The 15,783-nt window shown below is 72.9% G+C and carries 20 protein-coding genes and 1 pseudogene; 10 read left to right on the plus strand and 11 right to left on the minus strand.

Going from position 1 to position 15,783, the window contains the following annotated elements:
• Nucleotides 1-6: 6 nt before the first annotated feature.
• On the minus strand, nt 7-573 hold the full coding sequence (locus GA0070608_RS25245; protein ID WP_091636139.1) for a GNAT family N-acetyltransferase: 567 nt from the start codon (nt 571-573) through the stop codon (nt 7-9).
• A gap of 378 nt (nt 574-951) precedes the next feature.
• On the opposite strand from GA0070608_RS25245, the pseudogene GA0070608_RS33665 reads away from it, so the two are divergent.
• Nucleotides 952-1,008: pseudogene (locus GA0070608_RS33665) on the plus strand (hypothetical protein); the annotation flags it as partial.
• A gap of 124 nt (nt 1,009-1,132) precedes the next feature.
• On the plus strand, nt 1,133-1,441 hold the full coding sequence (locus GA0070608_RS25255; protein WP_245715939.1) for a substrate-binding domain-containing protein: 309 nt from the start codon (nt 1,133-1,135) through the stop codon (nt 1,439-1,441).
• 116 nt (nt 1,442-1,557) lie between these two features.
• Here the strand turns inward: GA0070608_RS25255 and GA0070608_RS25260 are convergent, their stop codons facing one another.
• From GA0070608_RS25260 to GA0070608_RS25275, 4 genes are read right to left on the minus strand one after another with little or no spacing between them, the layout of a single operon-like run.
• Complete coding sequence (locus tag GA0070608_RS25260; RefSeq protein WP_091630958.1) at nt 1,558-2,067, minus strand: NUDIX hydrolase; 510 nt, start codon at nt 2,065-2,067, stop codon at nt 1,558-1,560.
• 9 nt (nt 2,068-2,076) lie between these two features.
• Entirely contained in the window at nt 2,077-2,901 is an 825-nt protein-coding gene (locus GA0070608_RS25265) for an SDR family NAD(P)-dependent oxidoreductase (RefSeq protein ID WP_091630959.1), read from the minus strand.
• Nucleotides 2,898-4,223: a flavin-containing monooxygenase gene (locus GA0070608_RS25270; RefSeq protein ID WP_091630960.1), complete on the minus strand. Its 1,326-nt coding sequence runs from the start codon at nt 4,221-4,223 to the stop codon at nt 2,898-2,900. The genes GA0070608_RS25265 and GA0070608_RS25270 overlap by 4 nt, the downstream gene beginning before the upstream one ends.
• Nucleotides 4,224-4,282: 59 nt before the next feature.
• Nucleotides 4,283-4,933, minus strand: coding sequence for a TetR/AcrR family transcriptional regulator (locus GA0070608_RS25275; protein ID WP_281186146.1), 651 nt, complete (start codon nt 4,931-4,933; stop codon nt 4,283-4,285).
• A gap of 71 nt (nt 4,934-5,004) precedes the next feature.
• Here GA0070608_RS25275 and GA0070608_RS25280 point away from each other — a divergent pair, with 71 nt between their 5' ends.
• Nucleotides 5,005-6,354: an MFS transporter gene (locus GA0070608_RS25280; protein WP_091630961.1), complete on the plus strand. Its 1,350-nt coding sequence runs from the start codon at nt 5,005-5,007 to the stop codon at nt 6,352-6,354.
• A gap of 112 nt (nt 6,355-6,466) precedes the next feature.
• Nucleotides 6,467-7,624 carry a coiled-coil domain-containing protein gene (locus tag GA0070608_RS25285; RefSeq protein WP_091630962.1) on the plus strand — a complete coding sequence of 386 codons (1,158 nt, stop codon included), beginning with the start codon at nt 6,467-6,469 and terminating at the stop codon, nt 7,622-7,624.
• A 380-nt stretch (nt 7,625-8,004) separates the two neighbouring features.
• On the opposite strand, the gene GA0070608_RS25290 is transcribed toward GA0070608_RS25285, so the two are convergent.
• Nucleotides 8,005-8,925, minus strand: a complete 921-nt coding sequence (locus GA0070608_RS25290) for a serine protein kinase RIO (RefSeq protein ID WP_245715940.1) — start codon at nt 8,923-8,925, stop codon at nt 8,005-8,007.
• Nucleotides 8,926-9,140: 215 nt separating this feature from the next.
• Here GA0070608_RS25290 and GA0070608_RS34040 point away from each other — a divergent pair, with 215 nt between their 5' ends.
• On the plus strand, nt 9,141-9,269 hold the full coding sequence (locus GA0070608_RS34040; protein ID WP_281186147.1) for a hypothetical protein: 129 nt from the start codon (nt 9,141-9,143) through the stop codon (nt 9,267-9,269).
• A 78-nt stretch (nt 9,270-9,347) separates the two neighbouring features.
• Entirely contained in the window at nt 9,348-9,938 is a 591-nt protein-coding gene (locus tag GA0070608_RS25300; RefSeq protein ID WP_091630965.1) for a pyridoxamine 5'-phosphate oxidase family protein, read from the plus strand.
• Nucleotides 9,939-10,061: 123 nt separating this feature from the next.
• On the opposite strand, the gene GA0070608_RS33675 is transcribed toward GA0070608_RS25300, so the two are convergent.
• Nucleotides 10,062-10,220: a hypothetical protein gene (locus GA0070608_RS33675; RefSeq protein WP_245715941.1), complete on the minus strand. Its 159-nt coding sequence runs from the start codon at nt 10,218-10,220 to the stop codon at nt 10,062-10,064.
• A gap of 110 nt (nt 10,221-10,330) precedes the next feature.
• Here GA0070608_RS33675 and GA0070608_RS25310 point away from each other — a divergent pair, with 110 nt between their 5' ends.
• Complete coding sequence (locus GA0070608_RS25310) at nt 10,331-10,792, plus strand: DUF4158 domain-containing protein (RefSeq protein WP_176733834.1); 462 nt, start codon at nt 10,331-10,333, stop codon at nt 10,790-10,792.
• A gap of 17 nt (nt 10,793-10,809) precedes the next feature.
• Nucleotides 10,810-11,475 carry a Tn3 family transposase gene (locus GA0070608_RS25315; RefSeq protein ID WP_218107581.1) on the plus strand — a complete coding sequence of 222 codons (666 nt, stop codon included), beginning with the start codon at nt 10,810-10,812 and terminating at the stop codon, nt 11,473-11,475.
• 92 nt (nt 11,476-11,567) lie between these two features.
• On the opposite strand, the gene GA0070608_RS25320 is transcribed toward GA0070608_RS25315, so the two are convergent.
• Nucleotides 11,568-11,969 carry a MerR family transcriptional regulator gene (locus GA0070608_RS25320; protein ID WP_091630967.1) on the minus strand — a complete coding sequence of 134 codons (402 nt, stop codon included), beginning with the start codon at nt 11,967-11,969 and terminating at the stop codon, nt 11,568-11,570.
• A 59-nt stretch (nt 11,970-12,028) separates the two neighbouring features.
• Between GA0070608_RS25320 and GA0070608_RS25325 the strand changes: the two genes are divergently transcribed.
• Entirely contained in the window at nt 12,029-12,937 is a 909-nt protein-coding gene (locus tag GA0070608_RS25325) for an NAD(P)-dependent oxidoreductase (protein ID WP_091630968.1), read from the plus strand.
• 352 nt (nt 12,938-13,289) lie between these two features.
• Here the strand turns inward: GA0070608_RS25325 and GA0070608_RS25335 are convergent, their stop codons facing one another.
• Nucleotides 13,290-13,736, minus strand: a complete 447-nt coding sequence (locus GA0070608_RS25335; RefSeq protein ID WP_245715943.1) for an MFS transporter — start codon at nt 13,734-13,736, stop codon at nt 13,290-13,292.
• Nucleotides 13,737-13,946: 210 nt separating this feature from the next.
• On the opposite strand from GA0070608_RS25335, the gene GA0070608_RS25340 reads away from it, so the two are divergent.
• Nucleotides 13,947-14,288, plus strand: coding sequence for an RNA polymerase-binding protein RbpA (locus GA0070608_RS25340; RefSeq protein WP_091636146.1), 342 nt, complete (start codon nt 13,947-13,949; stop codon nt 14,286-14,288).
• Between the two features lie 70 nt (nt 14,289-14,358).
• On the opposite strand, the gene GA0070608_RS25345 is transcribed toward GA0070608_RS25340, so the two are convergent.
• Both GA0070608_RS25345 and GA0070608_RS25350 read right to left on the minus strand, forming a co-directional pair.
• Nucleotides 14,359-14,883 carry an FxsA family protein gene (locus tag GA0070608_RS25345; protein WP_091630969.1) on the minus strand — a complete coding sequence of 175 codons (525 nt, stop codon included), beginning with the start codon at nt 14,881-14,883 and terminating at the stop codon, nt 14,359-14,361.
• Nucleotides 14,884-14,968: 85 nt separating this feature from the next.
• Entirely contained in the window at nt 14,969-15,775 is an 807-nt protein-coding gene (locus tag GA0070608_RS25350; RefSeq protein ID WP_091630970.1) for a polyprenol monophosphomannose synthase, read from the minus strand.
• Nucleotides 15,776-15,783: the final 8 nt, after the last annotated feature.

Genomic DNA, 15,783 nt, shown 5'->3' on the forward strand with positions numbered 1-15,783 from the left:
GCAAGCTCAGCGCCCCGACCGGGACGGGCATTCCTGGGCGGGTTCGGCCCAGCGGGCGTGCCGGTGGCCGTCGCGGGGAAACGGCGGCCGGGCCGGCAGCACCTCCTGGAAGGGGTAGCCGGCCTTCTCCGCGACCCGGCAGGATGCCGGGTTGTCGATCTGGTGCATCAGGTCCAGCCGCCGCAAGCCGGCCAACCGGGCGAACGCCCATTCGGTGACCGCCGTCAGGGCGCGCGGGGCGACGCCCCTGCCCCGGGCCGGCGCGGCGGTCCAGTAGCCGACCTCGGCGTCCTCGCCGCCCTCGGTGACGTTCTTGAGGATCACCTGTGCCACCAGGGTTTCGCCGGTCGGCGACGGCTCGAGCACAGCGAAGCTGAACCGGTGTCCGTCGTCCCAGTCCCGGCGCGCCGCGGTCAGGAACCGGCGCGCCTCGGCGATCGTGGTCACCGGCGCCCGGGTCCAGCGCCGCAGCACCGGGTCGCGGTACGCGGCGATCAGGGCGGTGGCGTCGTCGTCGCGCCAGGGACGCAGTAGGAGTTCCGGCAGGGTCGGGGTGGGCGGGGCGCACAGCATCGGCACAGTGTGCCGGCGTCGACGTCGGCGGTGGGGGCGGGCGGTGACGCCGGGCCGGTCGTGACGGGCCCGGCGGTCGCTGGGCGACGCCGAGCCCGGCGGCCGGCTCACCCAGACCTGGTACGCCGACGCCGCGGAACTGCCCGACCTGCTCGGCTCCGACGCCACCTACCTGTACCACCGGGGCGATCCGCTGTACCCGTTCGGCCACAGGCTCAGCTGCACCCGCTTCGACTACGCTGGCCCGCGGTTGAGCGCGGCCAAGGCGACTGCTTGCCGGTGTCCGCTCCGGTGAGCCGGCCGAGCCGACTGCGGGCGAGGAGGTCGAGGGTGAGCGTCGAGGTCACCAACGCCGGCGACCGGCCCGGCGAGGAGCTCGTGCAGCTCTGCACCCGGCAGCGGCGCTCCCGCGGCGAGCAGCCCCTGCGCCAGCTGCGCAACTTCGCCCGGATCAGCCTCGCACCCGGGCAGCGGCAGGTGGTCCGGGTGGTCGACACCCTGGTCGTACGCGGCGACGAGGCCACCGCCGACGACCGGACGGCTGGAGCGCCACCCGGACGTGTCGGGACTGATCGTGCAGAACGAGGCCGCCGTGGGCCCGGTGCTGGCCACGCTGCCCGCCCTGGGCCGCCGGGTGCCACAGGACGTGTCGGTGGTCGCCGTCTGCCCGGAGCAGTTCGCCGAGCAGGCCAGCCCGATGCTCACCGCCGTGCCGGTCCCCGCCGAGGAGATCGGCACGCGGGCCGTCGCGCTGCTGATGCGCAAGCTCGGCGACGAGGCAGTGCCGGAGGTAACCCTGCTGGAACCCCGGCTGACGGTACGCGACAGCACCGCCGTCCCCGCCCCGGCGGTGGAGGCCGGCCGGTGACCGCCGGGCCGACCGCATCGTCGACACCGCCCCGCCATCCGCTGGGAGACGCGTTCTCACCTTCGACGCGCTCGCCGCTGGAAATGGCCTTCGGCACGCGGGGCTGACCCCGGTGGTCAGAGCGCGTCGGGCCGGCCGAGCGCGGGATGTCGCTCGCCGGGGCCGGCGTGCCAGACGGGGGCTTCCTCGCGCAGTGTGGTGTCGATGCGCAGCCGCGCCCACTCGTCGATCTCCGGCAGGTCGGCCGGGTCGAACCAGGCCACCTCGGTGGACTCGTCGTCGTTGACCCCCGGCTCGCCGCCCACCGCCCGGCACCGGAACCACACGTTCAGGTACTCGCAGGCGTCGCCGTTGGGGTAGACGACCCGGTGCGTGGCGACGCCGGCGACTCGCTCGATGCGCACGTGCACGCCGGTCTCCTCGTACACCTCCCGCAGGACGGCGTCGGCGGGCTGCTCGCCGGGGTCGATCTGGCCGGCGGGCAGCGACCAGCGGCCGTTGTCGGCGCGCCGGGCCAGCAGCACCCGCCCGGCGTCGTCGCGGACGACCGCGCTGACTCCGGGCAGCAGGAGCAGGTCGCGGCCTACGTGGGCGCGCAGCCTGGCGACGTACGGGGAGACGGCCACCCGGTCACGCTAGCCGGTGGCGTCGCGGTGCCGGCGCAGCATCCCGGCGGCCAGCGGCGCGGCGTCCAGGTCACCGGCGGCGATCCGGGTGGCGACGGTACGCCGAACGAGCCGGTCGGCCAGCGTCGGCGCGTGCCGGGCGACGGCCAACTCGAAGCGTCCGCGCCTGGTGGTGGCCACGTCCCGGGGCGCCCGCCGGGCGGTGGCGGCGCGCAGGATCGCCGCGACGACCCCCTGCACCGTCTCCGGGCGGGACACCCCCTCCAGCGACAGGCCGGCGTCGGCGGTGCTGTCGTGGATCGGCGAGGCGACCATGCTCGGGTAGACGACGCTCACCCCGACGTGGGTGCCCACCTCGTGGCGCAGCGCGTCGGCGTAGGCGACCAGCGCCCGCTTGCTGACCCCGTACGCGGCGGCCAGCGGCAGCGGCAGCAGGGCCATCCGGCTGGCGACGAAGACCACCCGTCCGCGCGCGGCCTCCAGGGCGGGCAGCGCGGCGGCGGTGGTCCGCCAGGCGGCGAGCAGGTTCACCTCCAGTTGCTGGCGCACCACCTCGTCCGGCGGCAGTTCGGCCGGAGCGGGCCCGCCGACACCGGCATTGTTGACCAGCAGGTCCAGCCCGCCGAGCCGGTCCACGGCGGCGGCGACCGTCGGCGGCACGGCGTCCGGGTCGGTCAGGTCGCAGCCGAGCACCGGCACGCCGTCGATGCTGCCCGGCTGGCGGTCGACGCCGACGACCCGGGCTCCGGCGGCGGTGAGCGCGGCACACAGCTGCCGGCCGAAGGTGCCGCTGGCCCCGGTAACCAGCACCCTGCGCTGGGCCAGCGCGCTCACGCCGTGGCTCCGGTGGCGCGCGCCCGGCGAGTGCCGGCGGCCAGTTCCCGCCCCAGCTCGACCAGGTACGCGTCGAAGTCCACCCGCATCGCGGGCCGGCGTTGCCCCCACCGGGCGGTGGCGGCGCGCAGCTCGGCCCGGCAGGCGGCACGCTGCCGGTCCGGCTCGGGCAGGGCGTAGCGGCCGGACAGCTGCGCCGCGACCAGCTTGGCCTGCGCCTCGACCAGCGGGAACGCGGCACCGGTGGACTGCATCAGCCCGACGAACGCCAACCCGGGCGCGTCGAGGTGGAAGACGTGCCGGTACAGCGCCAGGGTGTCCGCCCCGTCGCCGAGCAGCGCGGGATCGAGGAACGGGATCTCGACCCGGTAGCCGGTGCACCAGATGACCAGGTCGATCTCGTCGGTGCGGCCGTCGGTGAAGGTGACGCGCTCGCCGTCGAAGCCGGCGATGCCGGGGCGGGGCTCGATCTCGCCGTGGGCCAGCCGGGACAGCAGCCCGTCGGAGAGCGTCGGGTGGTCCTGGAGGAAGCCGTGGGTGGGGGCGGGCAGGCCGTAGCGGGCGGGCGGGCCGACGGTCGCGGCGAGCATCCGCTGGGTGATGCGCTGGCGCAGCCGCCACGGCAGCCGTCGGGCGAGGGCCCCGTTGAGGGTGTCCGATGGGCGCCCCAGCAGGTGTTTCGGCACCACCCAGACGCCCCGGCGCAACGACAGCAGGGTGCGCCGGGCCGCGTACGAGGCGTCCACGGCGATGTCCATCGCGGAGTTGCCGCCGCCGACGACCAGGACCCGCCGGCCGGCGAGCTGCTCGGGACCCCGGTAGGCGTGGCTGTGCATCTGCGTCGCGGTACCGGTGCCCGGGTGCTCAGGGGTGGGCGGTTTCGGCACCCGGTTGTGGCCGTTGGCGACGACCACGGCGTCGACGGTGACGTCGATCGGGCCGTCGGGTCCGTCGGCGTGCACCGTCCACCGGCCGTCGGGTTCGCGGACGACCCGGTCGACGGTGTGCCGCAGCCGCACCATGTCGTGCAGCCCGAACCGGTCGGCGTAGTCGGTGAGCCAGCCGGCGACCCGGGCGTGGTCAGGGTAGTCGGGCCAGTGCGCCGGCATCGGGTGGTCGGCGAACTCGGTGCGCGCCTTGCTGGTGTTCAGGTGCAGGGTCCGGTACGCGGGCGAGCCAGGTGTCCCGTACACCCAGAGGCCGCCGACCCGCTCGGCCGTCTCGAAGCAGACGGCGGGCACGCCGACGTCGGCGAGCGCCTTGAGGGTGGCCAGTCCGGCCGCGCCTGCGCCGATGACCGCCACGGTTGGCTGTGCGCCCATCGCCGACTCCTTCCCATTATCCAACGTGCGTTGGATAATGGCCCGGTGCGGGCGGCGCGTCAAGGCGTCGCCGACCCGTACAGGCCGTCGAGGAAGCGGTGTACGAACGCGCGGAACTCCCGCCGCTCGCGCGCCTGTGACCCCCCGGCGGCGGCCAGGGCCACCACGTGACCGTGCACCGCCCACACCAGGCTGCGCACCGTCACGTGCGGCGTCGGCTCGACCAGCGCCCCGCTCGTCGCGGCGGCGGTCAGCAGGTCGGCGACCAGCCGGTACAGCGGGGCCGCGTACGACTCGTCGAGCTCGGCGTGTCGCTGCGGCTCCAGCCAGCGACGCAGCCACAACGCGGTGGTCTCCGGCCGGTCCTCCAGGAAGTCCACGAACACGTCCACCAGCTCGTGCAACGCGCGCCGAACCTCGGCCGGCCCGCCGTCCAGCGCGGTACGGGCCCGCCCGGCCGCCGCCTCCAGCACCTCCCGCTCGGCGGCGAAGACCCGGGCGAAGCAGGCGTCGTAGAGCTGCGCCTTCGTACCCATGTGGTGCGAGACCGTGGCGACGTCGACGCCGGCCGCCGCCGCGACCTCCCGCAGCCCGACGGCGTCGAAGCCACGCCGGGCGAACAGCGCGGTCGCGGCGGTGAGCACCACCTCCCGGGTGGGTCGGGTCTCCTCACGACGGGGCCGCCCGGGTCGGCGACGAGGCATGGTCATGGCCGCCATTCTGCCCCTACAATCCAGCATCCGTTGGATTGCGGGCGGCGCGCCCGGAGAGGAAGGCCGCCATGACCGGGCTCGACCAACAACCGACAACCAGCACGGACGCCACCACCCTGCCCCGCGGAGCACTGCTCGGCTTCGCCACCGGCTCCCTCGGCATGGGCGTCTGGGTGACGGTCCCCGGCCTGCTGCTGCTCTACTTCCTCACCGACGTGCTGGCTGTCGCCCCCTGGCTGGCCGGCCTGGCGCTGCTGCTGCCGAAGATCGCCGACGTGCTGCTGCACCCCTGGGTCGGGCACCGCTGCGACGTCGAGCAGGCACGCCGAGGCAACCGACGCCGGCTGCTGCTGCTCGGCTGCGCCCTGCCGCTTGCCTTCGCCACGCTGTTCGCCGTGCCCGGCACACTCACCGGCGCGCCGGCCGCCGCCTGGGTGGCGCTCGCCTTCATCGCCGGCAACCTGCTCTTCGCCGCCTACCAGGTCCCCTACCTGGCCACCCCCGCCGACCTGCGGATCGGCTACCACGAGCGAACCCGGCTGATGGCCTTCCGGATGGTGGTGCTGACCCTCGGCATCCTCGCCTCCGGGCTGCTGGCGCCGCTGCTGGCCGGTGGACAGGACCCCACCCGGGGCGGCTACCAGCGGATGGGCATGCTGCTGGCCGTCGGGATGCTGGCCGCCATGCTGGTCGGGGTGGCCGGCATCGGCCGGCTGCGTCGGGCCGCCGCCGCGCCGCCCGCACCGCACGGCGGCGGCTGGCGCGGGCTCGCCGAGGCGCTGCGCGACCGGCAGTTCCGTTGGCTGGTCGCCGCCTACCTGGCCATGTCCACCACCACCCACCTGGTGCTGGCCGGGGTGCCCTACTACGCGGAGTACGAGCTGGGCCGCCCCGGCCTGACCACCGTGCTGGTGGCCGCCTTCGTCGCCCCGGCGCTGCTGGTCACCCCGGCCTGGCTGGCGGTGGCCCGCCGGTTCGGCAAGCAACGGGCGCTGCTGGGCGCGCAGGGCGCCTTCGCGGCCGGCTCACTGGTCCTCGCCGTCGGCCGCCCGGCCGGACTGCCGATGCTGGTGGCAGCCGTGGCGGTGCTCGGTGTCGCCTTCGCCGGCATGCAACTGCTGCCGTTCTCGATGGTGCCCGACGTGATCCGTGCCGGCGGTGGCGCCGCCGGCACCTACACCGGGGTGTGGACCGCCACCGAGGCTACCGGCGCGGCGCTGGGCCCGTGGGCGTACTCGCTGTGCCTGGCCGCCGGCGGGTTCGTCGCCTCCACCGCCGGGGACAGCGTCACCCAGCCCGACGGCGCGGTGGACGCGATCCGCTGGGGGTTCGGGCTGCTGCCGGCGGCGGCGATGCTCGTCGCGCTGCTGCTGCAACGCCGCTACACCCTGGACCGGACGGCCCGCACGGCCGGCTGAGCGGCCGGGCTCCGGCCCGGGTCGTGGACGCTGCGGCACACCCGGGTCCGGGTCGTGGACCGTCGGGCGCTGCGCGGGCGGCGGTCGGAGCCGGCAGTAGACTCCGCCCTCGATGGACGCCGAGCCCACCCCCGCCGAGACCCGCCCCTGCGCCCACTGCGGACGGCAGGTGCCGCAGCGTGCCGGCGCGGGCCGGCCGTTCCGCTACTGCCGCGACAACGACGGCGCCTGCCAGCGGGCGTCGCGCAACAGCCGGATGCGGCACCGCAACGCCCCCGGCCTGCCAGGTCAGGTGGCCCGCACCTGGGAGGCCGTGGACCGGCTGGAGCAGGTCGCCGAGGCCCTCACCGAGGCCCTGCACGCCGAGTTGTCCCCGGTCGGGGTGGAACGTCAGCTCGCGCAGGCCCGCGCCGACGCGGCGACCCAGGTGGCAGCGGCGCAGACCGAACGCGACGAGGCCCGCCGCGACGCCGAGGACGCCGCCGCGAACGCCATCCGGGCCCGCGAGGAGGCCCGGTCCGCCGCCACCGAGCGGACCGCCGCCCACGACGAGGCCCGGCACGCCACCGAGCGGGCCACGGCTGCGATTGAAACTGCCGACCGGGCGGAGGCCGCCCGGGACGACGCCCGCCGGCAGGCCAGCGCCGCGGAGGCCCTGCGGACGCAGGCCGAACGAGACCGCGACACGGCCCGCCACGAGCTGCGCGCGCTGCGCGTCGAGGTGGACACCGAACGCCGCCGGGCCACCGAACTGACCGGCGAGCGGGACGCCGCCCGCGCCGACGCCGACCGGGCGACCCGCGCCGCCACCGAGGCGCTCGACCGCGCACAGCGTCTACACGCCGAGGCCGAACAGGCCCGCCAGCACGCCACCGAGGCCCGCGAACGGGCCGAACAGGCCCGCGCCGAGGCCGCTGCCGCCCGCACGGCCGCCAGCGAGGCCGACACGGCCCGCCAGCACGCCGAGGCCACCCGCCGGAAGGCCGAGGAAGCCCGGCGGCAGGCCGAGGCGACGGCCGAGGGGACCCGCGCGGAGCTGGCCGCCCTCACCGGGCAGCACGACACGTTGCGCACGGAGCTGGCCGCCGCGCGCGAGGCCGTGACCGCCGCCGAGGGCCGCGCCGACGACCTGGCGGTACGGCTGCGCGCCGCCGAGACCGACCGCGACGAGGCGCAGCGGCGCACTGCCCAACTGGCCGACCAGGTCAGCCACCTCGCCGCCGCCCTGGCCCACCTCGGCTCCCCCGGCAGCGCCCGGCAGGCGATCTGAGCGACCCGAGGACCGCCGCTGTCTTAGGTGGCGCCTCGGCACCCGGCGGCGCGTCGGCACGGGGCCGGCCCGTCTTCGTGCTCCGCACGGACGCGTTCGGCGCCCCGAGCGCGGCGTCCGCCGGGCTCATCCGGGCGGCGATGCCGCGGATGCGTCGGTGGCGATGGTGCTCCATGTTGCGCTTGGTTCGCAGGCTGCCGGCTGCCGGCTGCCGGCTGCCAACCCCGGCCCGGTCCGGAAGCTGGTGGTCGAGTCGGTCGGCTGCCAGGCGATCGGAGCGGTCGAGGCGGTTGTGCATCTGCTGGTCAGGTGCCGCTACCGGCACCGGGGTGGCAGCTCGGCCAAGCATCGGCTGAGGGACCGCGTTCTGCATAGGGCGATCAGAACACCATCGTGAGCAGGTCGACGAACAGTTCCTGTTCGTCGATCTCGAGCCCGCGGTTCGTGAACCACGTGGCCATGTTGTGGCAGTCGCGCATCAGGAAGTCCATGCCCTTCGGGTTGCCAACGATGTCGACGACCTGGGGCAGGTCGATCATCACGATCCGCTCGGCCTGTGCGAGGACGTTGTACGGCGAGAGGTCGCCGTGCGCGAGCCCCGCGCGGGCCAGTTCACGCATGCCGTTGCGGAGCTGCTCGAAGTACACACCGAGCAGCTCCTTCGACGGCCGGACCTGAGCGAGCCGGGGCGCGGCACCGCCCTCGCCGTCGTCGATGAACTCCATCAGCAGTTCGGTGCCGTCCACCTGCACGGGATACGGCACCGGGACGCCGGCCTTCCACAACCGGTTGAGGGCGTCCCATTCGGCGTACGCCCACTGACCGGCCGCGACACTGCGGCCGTGAGAGGTCTTCTTCGCCATCGCCCGGCTGTCGCGGCTGTTGCGGGTACGACGGCCTTCGACGTACGACGTACTGCGGTGGAAGGACCGGTGTTCCTCGGTGCGGTACCGTTTCGCGGCCAGCAGCGAGGACTTCGCCGGGTTGTCGCCGATGGCTTCGACGGCCCGTTCGAGCAGGAAGACGTCGGCTTCCTTGCCGGTTTTGAGGACGCCGAGCTCAGTATCGATCGCAGCCTGTTCCGTGACGACCCACGAGGGGCGTGGTTCCGGGCCGCGCGAGCCGCGCTCGACGTCCAGCCAGGTGGACCACCGCTGATCCGGGCGCAGTTCCTCGTCGACCGAATGGAACTTGAAGACAAAGGCGCCGGCCGGATCTGGTTGGGGCTTGTCACCGGTGAAATCGGACCCGCGGGAGTCGAGGTCGGAGTAGGTATCAGAGAGTTCGTACTCGGAAGACAACGGGTGTGCTCCTGAACAAAGAGGTGGGACTGATGCGGACATGCCGCAGCACAGTGATGGCCATCCGTCAGCCCTCCTTAGTCCAGGCAGCGTTCGCCGCCGCTCGATCAACCCAGCATGCCCGCCCGTTCCGGACCCGGCAACGTATTTACCGGAACTGGGACCGCGCGGGTCGGGGGCTCAGCCTGCGCGCCTGGAGCGTCGAGGCCGGCACCGTGACCGTGACCCCGCTGCGCCGTTTCTCCCGCGCCGACCGTACCGCCGTGGCCGAGCAGGGGCGGTCGCTGGCGTCGTTCCTCTCCGACGACGACAGCGACCGCGTACGGATCGCCGCGTCCCGCTGAGCGGGACACCCGCGAGCTGTCGTGGGACGGCGGCACCCCGGGCCAGCAGGCGGGCGGTCATCAGGTGACGATGCGGGGGTGGGAAAGACATACGAACGCATCGAGGGCCGGCTACGGACCTTCATCGAGGACCAGCCGCTGTTCTTCACCGCCACCGCCCCGCTGTCGGGCGACGGCACCATCAACCTGTCCCCCAAGGGGTTGCGCGGCTCGTGGGCGGTCGTCGACGCGTACACCGTGGCCTACCTGGACTTCGCGGGCAGCAACGCCGAGACGATCGCGCACCTGCGCGAGAACGGCCGCATCACCCTCATGTGGTGCGCGTTCGAGGGGCCGCCGAACATCGTCCGGGTGCACGGACGGGGCGAGCCCGTGTTTCGCGACGACCCCCGCTGGGGCGACCTGACGGGCCACTTCCCGGACGTCGACACCAGCCTGCACGGCCTGCGGGCGATCATCGTCGTACGGGCCGAACTGATCCGCGACACCTGTGGCTACGCGGTGCCGTTCATGTCCTACGACGCCGACCGTGACCTGCACGGCAGGCGGTTCGCCCGGGAGGACGACAAGTCGTTGAGCGACTACTTCGCCGGCAAGGACCACGTGGCCCGCAGCATCGACGGACTGCCGGGCCTGCCGCTGCCGCTGCCACCGACCCCGACGACCTGAATCCGGGGATCAGGATCGGGTTGACCGCCTGGAGCCAGGACGCGGGGAAGGTGAACCCGGCGACGTCACGGTCGGTGTTGTCGGCGGCGAAGATGTTCAGCACCGACCCGGCCTGGTCGAAGATCAGCCAGAACGCGGGGCGAAGACGAACAGCCACACGTACGCCTTCATCCGGCTGCGTTCGGTGGCGCTCAACTCCCGGTCCACCATGATCCGCACGAAGTAGCCGATGGTGATCAGCACGGTGACGGCGGTGAGCAGGTTCAGGGGGTTGAGGAACACCTCTGCGAAATCGTGCGCTAAGGGTTCGGTGTGTTTGTTGGTGGCTTGACCTGGGGTGATTGACGCCTCCAGCCTTCGTGGGTCGCTGTTGCCGATCTTCGGCGGGTGTTGTGGCGGTCGAGTTTCTGACTGATGAGCAGGCGGCTGGGTACGGGGCGTTCGGTAGGGCGCCGTCGCGTATGGAGCTGGAGCGGTACTTCTTCCTGGACGACGCGGACCGGGAGCTGATCCAGGACAAGCGCCGTGACCACAGCCGGCTCGGGTTCGCGGTCCAGCTGACCAGTGTGCGGTTCTTGGGCCGGTTCATGCCCGACCCGCGGCAGGTGCCTGCGGAGGTGGCCGAGTACCTGGCGGAGCAGTTGGAGATCGCTGATCCGTCGTGCCTGAAGTTGTACGGGGGGCGTGACGGCACAGCCCGCACGCATGCTGGGGAGATCCAGCAGGCCGAGGGGTGGCGGGACTTCGCCGAGGTCGCCGAGGATCTGCGGGAGTGGGTGGACGCGCGGGCGTGGACGACCGGGGACGGGCCCAAGGCGTTGTTCGATTGTGGGACACGTTGTACGGGCTGCTGAGTGTTGGGCAGCGGGCGGTGCTGGACTCGCTCGCTACGCCTACGCCCCGCAGCTGGCCGACCTGCCCGACCAGAAGATGTGGCGGATCGACGCCCGCGCCGACTACGGCCCGTTCACCGACGCCGCCCGCGGGCCGCATCGACCCGGTCCGGATCGAACGGCACTGGGAGGACATCCTGCGGATCATCGGGTCGATCCACACCGGCGCGGTCCGCGCCTACGACGTGATCCGGATGCTGTCGCGCGACGGCCGCCCCACCCCGCTCGGCGATGCCATCGCCCACTGCGGCCGCATCGCCAAGACCCTGCACATCCTGCGGATGGCCGACGAGCCCGGCTACCGCCACCAGATCAAGGCCCAGGCCAACCTGCAGGAAGGCCGCCACGCGCTGGCCCGCAAGGTCTTCCACGGCAAGAACGGGCAGCTCTATCAGAACTACCACGAGGGCATGGAAGACCAGATCGGCGCGCTCGGCCTGGTGCTGAACGCGATCGTGCTGTTCAACACCCGCTACATGGACGCCGCCCTGACCCGGCTGCGCGCCGACGGCTTCGCCGTACGTGAGGAGGACGTGGCCCGGCTTTCGCCGTTCGTGCGGCACCACATCAACATGATGGGCCGCTACTCTTTCCAACTCCCCGAGCTGCCCGGCGGGCTGCGGCCGCTGAACCCCAAGCCGTGACGTTCGTTGACCGACGGCCTCACTGGCTGTGACGGGACCTTTCTTGCCGGGCTGCCTCGGTGCTACCGGGCGAGAAGACCCCCGAGACGCGCCTATCGGGGTGCGGTTACCGCCTCGCATTCCGACGGGTCGGCGGGATCGAGTTGTGAGGTGGTCTGGATGAGGAGGTCCAGCCGGTCGCGCGCGGCCAGGAGGTCGGCCGCGGCATTGCTGAGCCGATCCCGTTCGCGGTGCAGGTCGGGAAGCATCCCGGCGCAGGAGGGTGCCAGCGCCTGACCGTCATCGGTCATGCAGGGCAGCAGCTCGCTGATCGTGGCGGTGTTGAGGCCGGCGGCGAGCATGAGGCGGATGCCCCGCACTGTGGCCGCGTCCTGCTGCCGATACTCGCGGTAGCCGCTGGGGCGTCGTAGCGGCCGGAGCAGGCCCTGTTCCTCGTAGTAACGCAGCGAACGCACGCTGGCGCCGGTGAGCCGGGACAGTTCTCCGATCCGCATGGGACGACCGCCACTTCCAGTTGACTCTCACACCGACGTGAGGGTCCAACCTATCCGGCATGACAGATCAGCATTCATCCGCCCACGACACCTCGGTCACCGTCATCGGCCTGGGGCCGATGGGATCGGCGTTGGCACACACCCTTCTTGGCAAGGGCCGATCCCTGACGGTCTGGAACCGTACCCCCGGCAAGGCCGACGGCCTGGTAGCCGAGGGAGCGCACCGCGCGGCCACCGTCGCCGACGCCGTGGCCGCGAGCCCGGTCACGATCGTGTGCCTCAACGATTACGCGACCATGTACCAAGTCTTCGAATCCACTGGCGCGCTCAGCGGACACGCGCTGGTGAACCTCAACTCCGGAACCCCTGCGGAAGCCCGCACGGCCGCCGACTGGGCGGCCGAGCGCGACCTAGACTACCTCGATGGCGCGATCATGGTGCCGCCGTCCCTCATCGGGCACGACGGATCGGTCCTGCTGTACAGCGGAGCCCGCGACGTCCTGGACCGGCATCGGGAGACCCTGGCCGACCTGGGTGACCCCCGCCACCTCGGCGCCGACCCGGGCCTGGCGGTGCTGTTCAACACGGCACTGCTCGGCATGATGTACGCGACCCTCAACGGTTTCCTGCACGCCGCCGCCCTGGCCGGCTCGGCCAACGTGCCCGCGGCCGAGTTCGCCGAGATCGCGCTCGGCTGGTTCATGCCCGTGGTGTTGGACCCCGCCAGCCTCACCGAACAAGCACCGAACCTCGACAAGGGCGCCTACCCCGGCGACCAAGGGACCATGCAGATGAACTTGAACGCCCTGGAACACATCGCCCGCACCAGCGTCGAGCAGGGCGTCCACCCCGCCCAGCCGCAACTGATGAAGCAGCTCGCCGAACAAGCGATCGCCCAGGGGCACGGCACCGACAACTATTTCGCCCTGTTCGAGATTCTCAAGAACCCTCGCGCCGCGGCCTCCTGAGAGCCATGCAGCCGAACATCCGCAGCAGCTTGTAGGCCCTTACCTGATCGGTGACCAGGGAGCCACCACCCGCAGCATGTCCGGCCAGTGCATGAACCCTGACGCCGCACGCGGATCACGGTTCCCGCCGGTCTTCACCGGCGGTCGCCGGGCCCCAGCAAGCTGGTGAGCTCGGCGATCGCCTCCGGCGAAGGATGGAAGTATCGGCGCACGTTCTCGGTCTTCTTGTGCCGCGACTTGGCCATCAGCATCAGCAGGCTCGCACCACCCTCACCCAGGTGTATCAGTGCCGAATGCCGCATCTCGTGCAGGTCCCACCCTGTGCCAGGCCCGCCGAGGGCGGTGTGGGCGTTCAGCAGCGCGTGGGCCTGACCGTAGGACAGGCGAGCAAACCCGGTGTCAGGACAGACATCGCGCGCGGAGACCACGCCATGCCGGCGAACACGCTCCAGCGCACCGGGACCGCCATCACGTAGTGCCCGGCGGCGATGACGATCCCGCCCCACAGCACGCTGCGCCGCGCGCCGATGAGCCGGTCGGCGACCCAGCCACCGGGCAGCGCCATCAGGTACACCATGGCGTTGTAGGTGCCGTAGACCGCGCTGGCGCTGGACTCCCCCATCGCCTGCCCGCCGTCGGCCAGCGACGCGGTCAGATACAGCACCAGGATCGCCCGCATCCCGTAGAAGCTGAACCGCTCCCACATCTCGGTGAGAAAGAGCGTGGACAGGGCCCGCGGGTGGCCGAAGAACGTCCGCCCGGTGGGCGGCCGGGCACCGACCGGCGCGTCACTGGCCATCGCAACCTCCGCTGCACTGGGGCGGCTAACATCCCCGTTGGCAGCGGAAACACTCCACCCGTCCGGCCCGGCCCGGGGGCGACCCCACCGGCCGGCTGGCACGGCCGGCTACCCTGGTGCAGGCTCGTCCGGGTGCCGGGCGGGAATGGCCCGGCGGGAACGGACCGTTACACCAAGAAGACCAGCACCACGAACGAGGGGAAGTCGATCATGGGCGAGCGTATGCTGCGCGGAAGCCGTCTGGGCGCGGTCAGCTACGAATCCGACCGCAACACGGAGCTCGCGCCGCGTCAGACCCGCGAGTACCTCTGCGCCAAAGGCCACCAGTTCGAGGTTCCGTTCGCCGTCGACGCCGAGGTCCCCATGACCTGGGAGTGCAAGTTCGACGGCAGCGTGGCCCGACTGGTCGACGGCAACGAGCCGGAGCAGAAGAAGGCCAAGCCGCCGCGCACCCACTGGGACATGCTGCTGGAGCGGCGCTCCATCGCCGAGCTGGAGGACATCCTCGCCGAGCGGCTGCAGGAGGTCCGCACCCGCCGCGGCCGCGCCTGAGCCGCACCGGACGCCACGGCGCCCCCGGGAGCATCCGCTCCCGGGGGCGCCGTCGTGTCCGCCGGGTCAGTCAGTTCCGGCCGGGCTCGACGATCTCGCCCTCGATGGCCCGACCCCCGTCGACGACGGTCGGCTCGGCCACCGGCTGCGAATCCGCCGGCTGTGGCTCGCCCCGACGCACCCGCACCCGGCGGGGCCCGAACAGGTCACCGGCGACCATCGACGACACCCGCCGCTCCGCCGCCCGCTGCACCCCGTTACGGGCCAACCGGCGCACCGGCGGCACCAGCAGAAACAACCCCACCAGGCCGCTGAGCAGGCCCGGCGTCGCCAGCAGCAGCGCGCCGAACAGGCCGACGAGACCGTCGGTGACCTGCCGTCCCGGCGGCCGACCGGCCTGCGCCGAATCCCGGAAGCCCCGCCAGGCGCGCATCCCCTCCCGGCGCAGCAGCACCAGACCGAGCAGCGACACCGCGAACACCACCAGCAGCGTCGAGCCGAACCCGATCGCCCGCCCCACCGCGACGAACACCACCAGTTCCAGCAGCACCGCCGCCAACAGGGCCAACGGCACAAACCTCAGTCCTCGGCGCATCTCACCCCATTCGCCATCCGCGGCGCCTCCGGCGCGGTCACCCGCGCGGGCGCCAGCACCCCGTCCAGCATGACACGCCCCCCGCTCAGGGCCACCGCACCTGCCCGGTGGGGGTGCCGTGCAGGCCCCGCCGCACCGCCAGCCGCCGGTCCTGCACCCCCCACGTGGTGATCCGCCACAGCGCCTCCGCCACGATCAGCGGGCTCATCTTGCTGCTGCCCCGCTCCCGCTCGGCGAACGTGATCGGCACCTCCACGATGCGTGCCCCGGCCCGGTGCGCCAGCCGCGACAGCTCCACCTGGAACGAGTAGCCCTGCGACCGGACCGACGCCAGGTCGATCTCGTCCAGGGCCGACAGCCGGTACACCCGGTAGCCACCCGTGGCGTCGGACAGCGGCATCCCCAACGCCAGCCGCGCATACAGGTTGCCGCACCGCGACAGCAGCAGCCGCCGCAACGGCCAGTTCACCACCCGCGCGCCCCGGGTCCACCGGGAACCGATCACCACATCGGCGTCGCGGGCCGCCGACAGCAACGTGGGAAGGTCCTCCGGGGCGTGCGAGCCGTCAGCGTCCATCTCCACCACGGCGTCGAAGCCGCGCTCGCGCGCCCACGCGAACCCCGCCAGATATGCCGCGCCGAGGCCCTGCTTGCCCTCCCGGTGCAGCACGTGCACCCGCGGATCGGCACCGGCCAGCGCGTCGGCGACCGCGCCCGTGCCGTCCGGGCTGTTGTCGTCGGCCACGAGGATGTCCACCGCCGGCGCGGCACGACGCACCCGCGCCACGATCCGCGCCACATTGTCGGCCTCGTCGTAGGTCGGGATCACCACGAGCACCCGACCCACGCCCGGATGACCGGTTTCCGGTCGAGTGCCGGTCGTCTCGCCCACCGTCGCTC

The sequence above is a fragment of the Micromonospora peucetia genome, assembly GCF_900091625.1.
GTDB lineage: Bacteria > Actinomycetota > Actinomycetes > Mycobacteriales > Micromonosporaceae > Micromonospora > Micromonospora peucetia.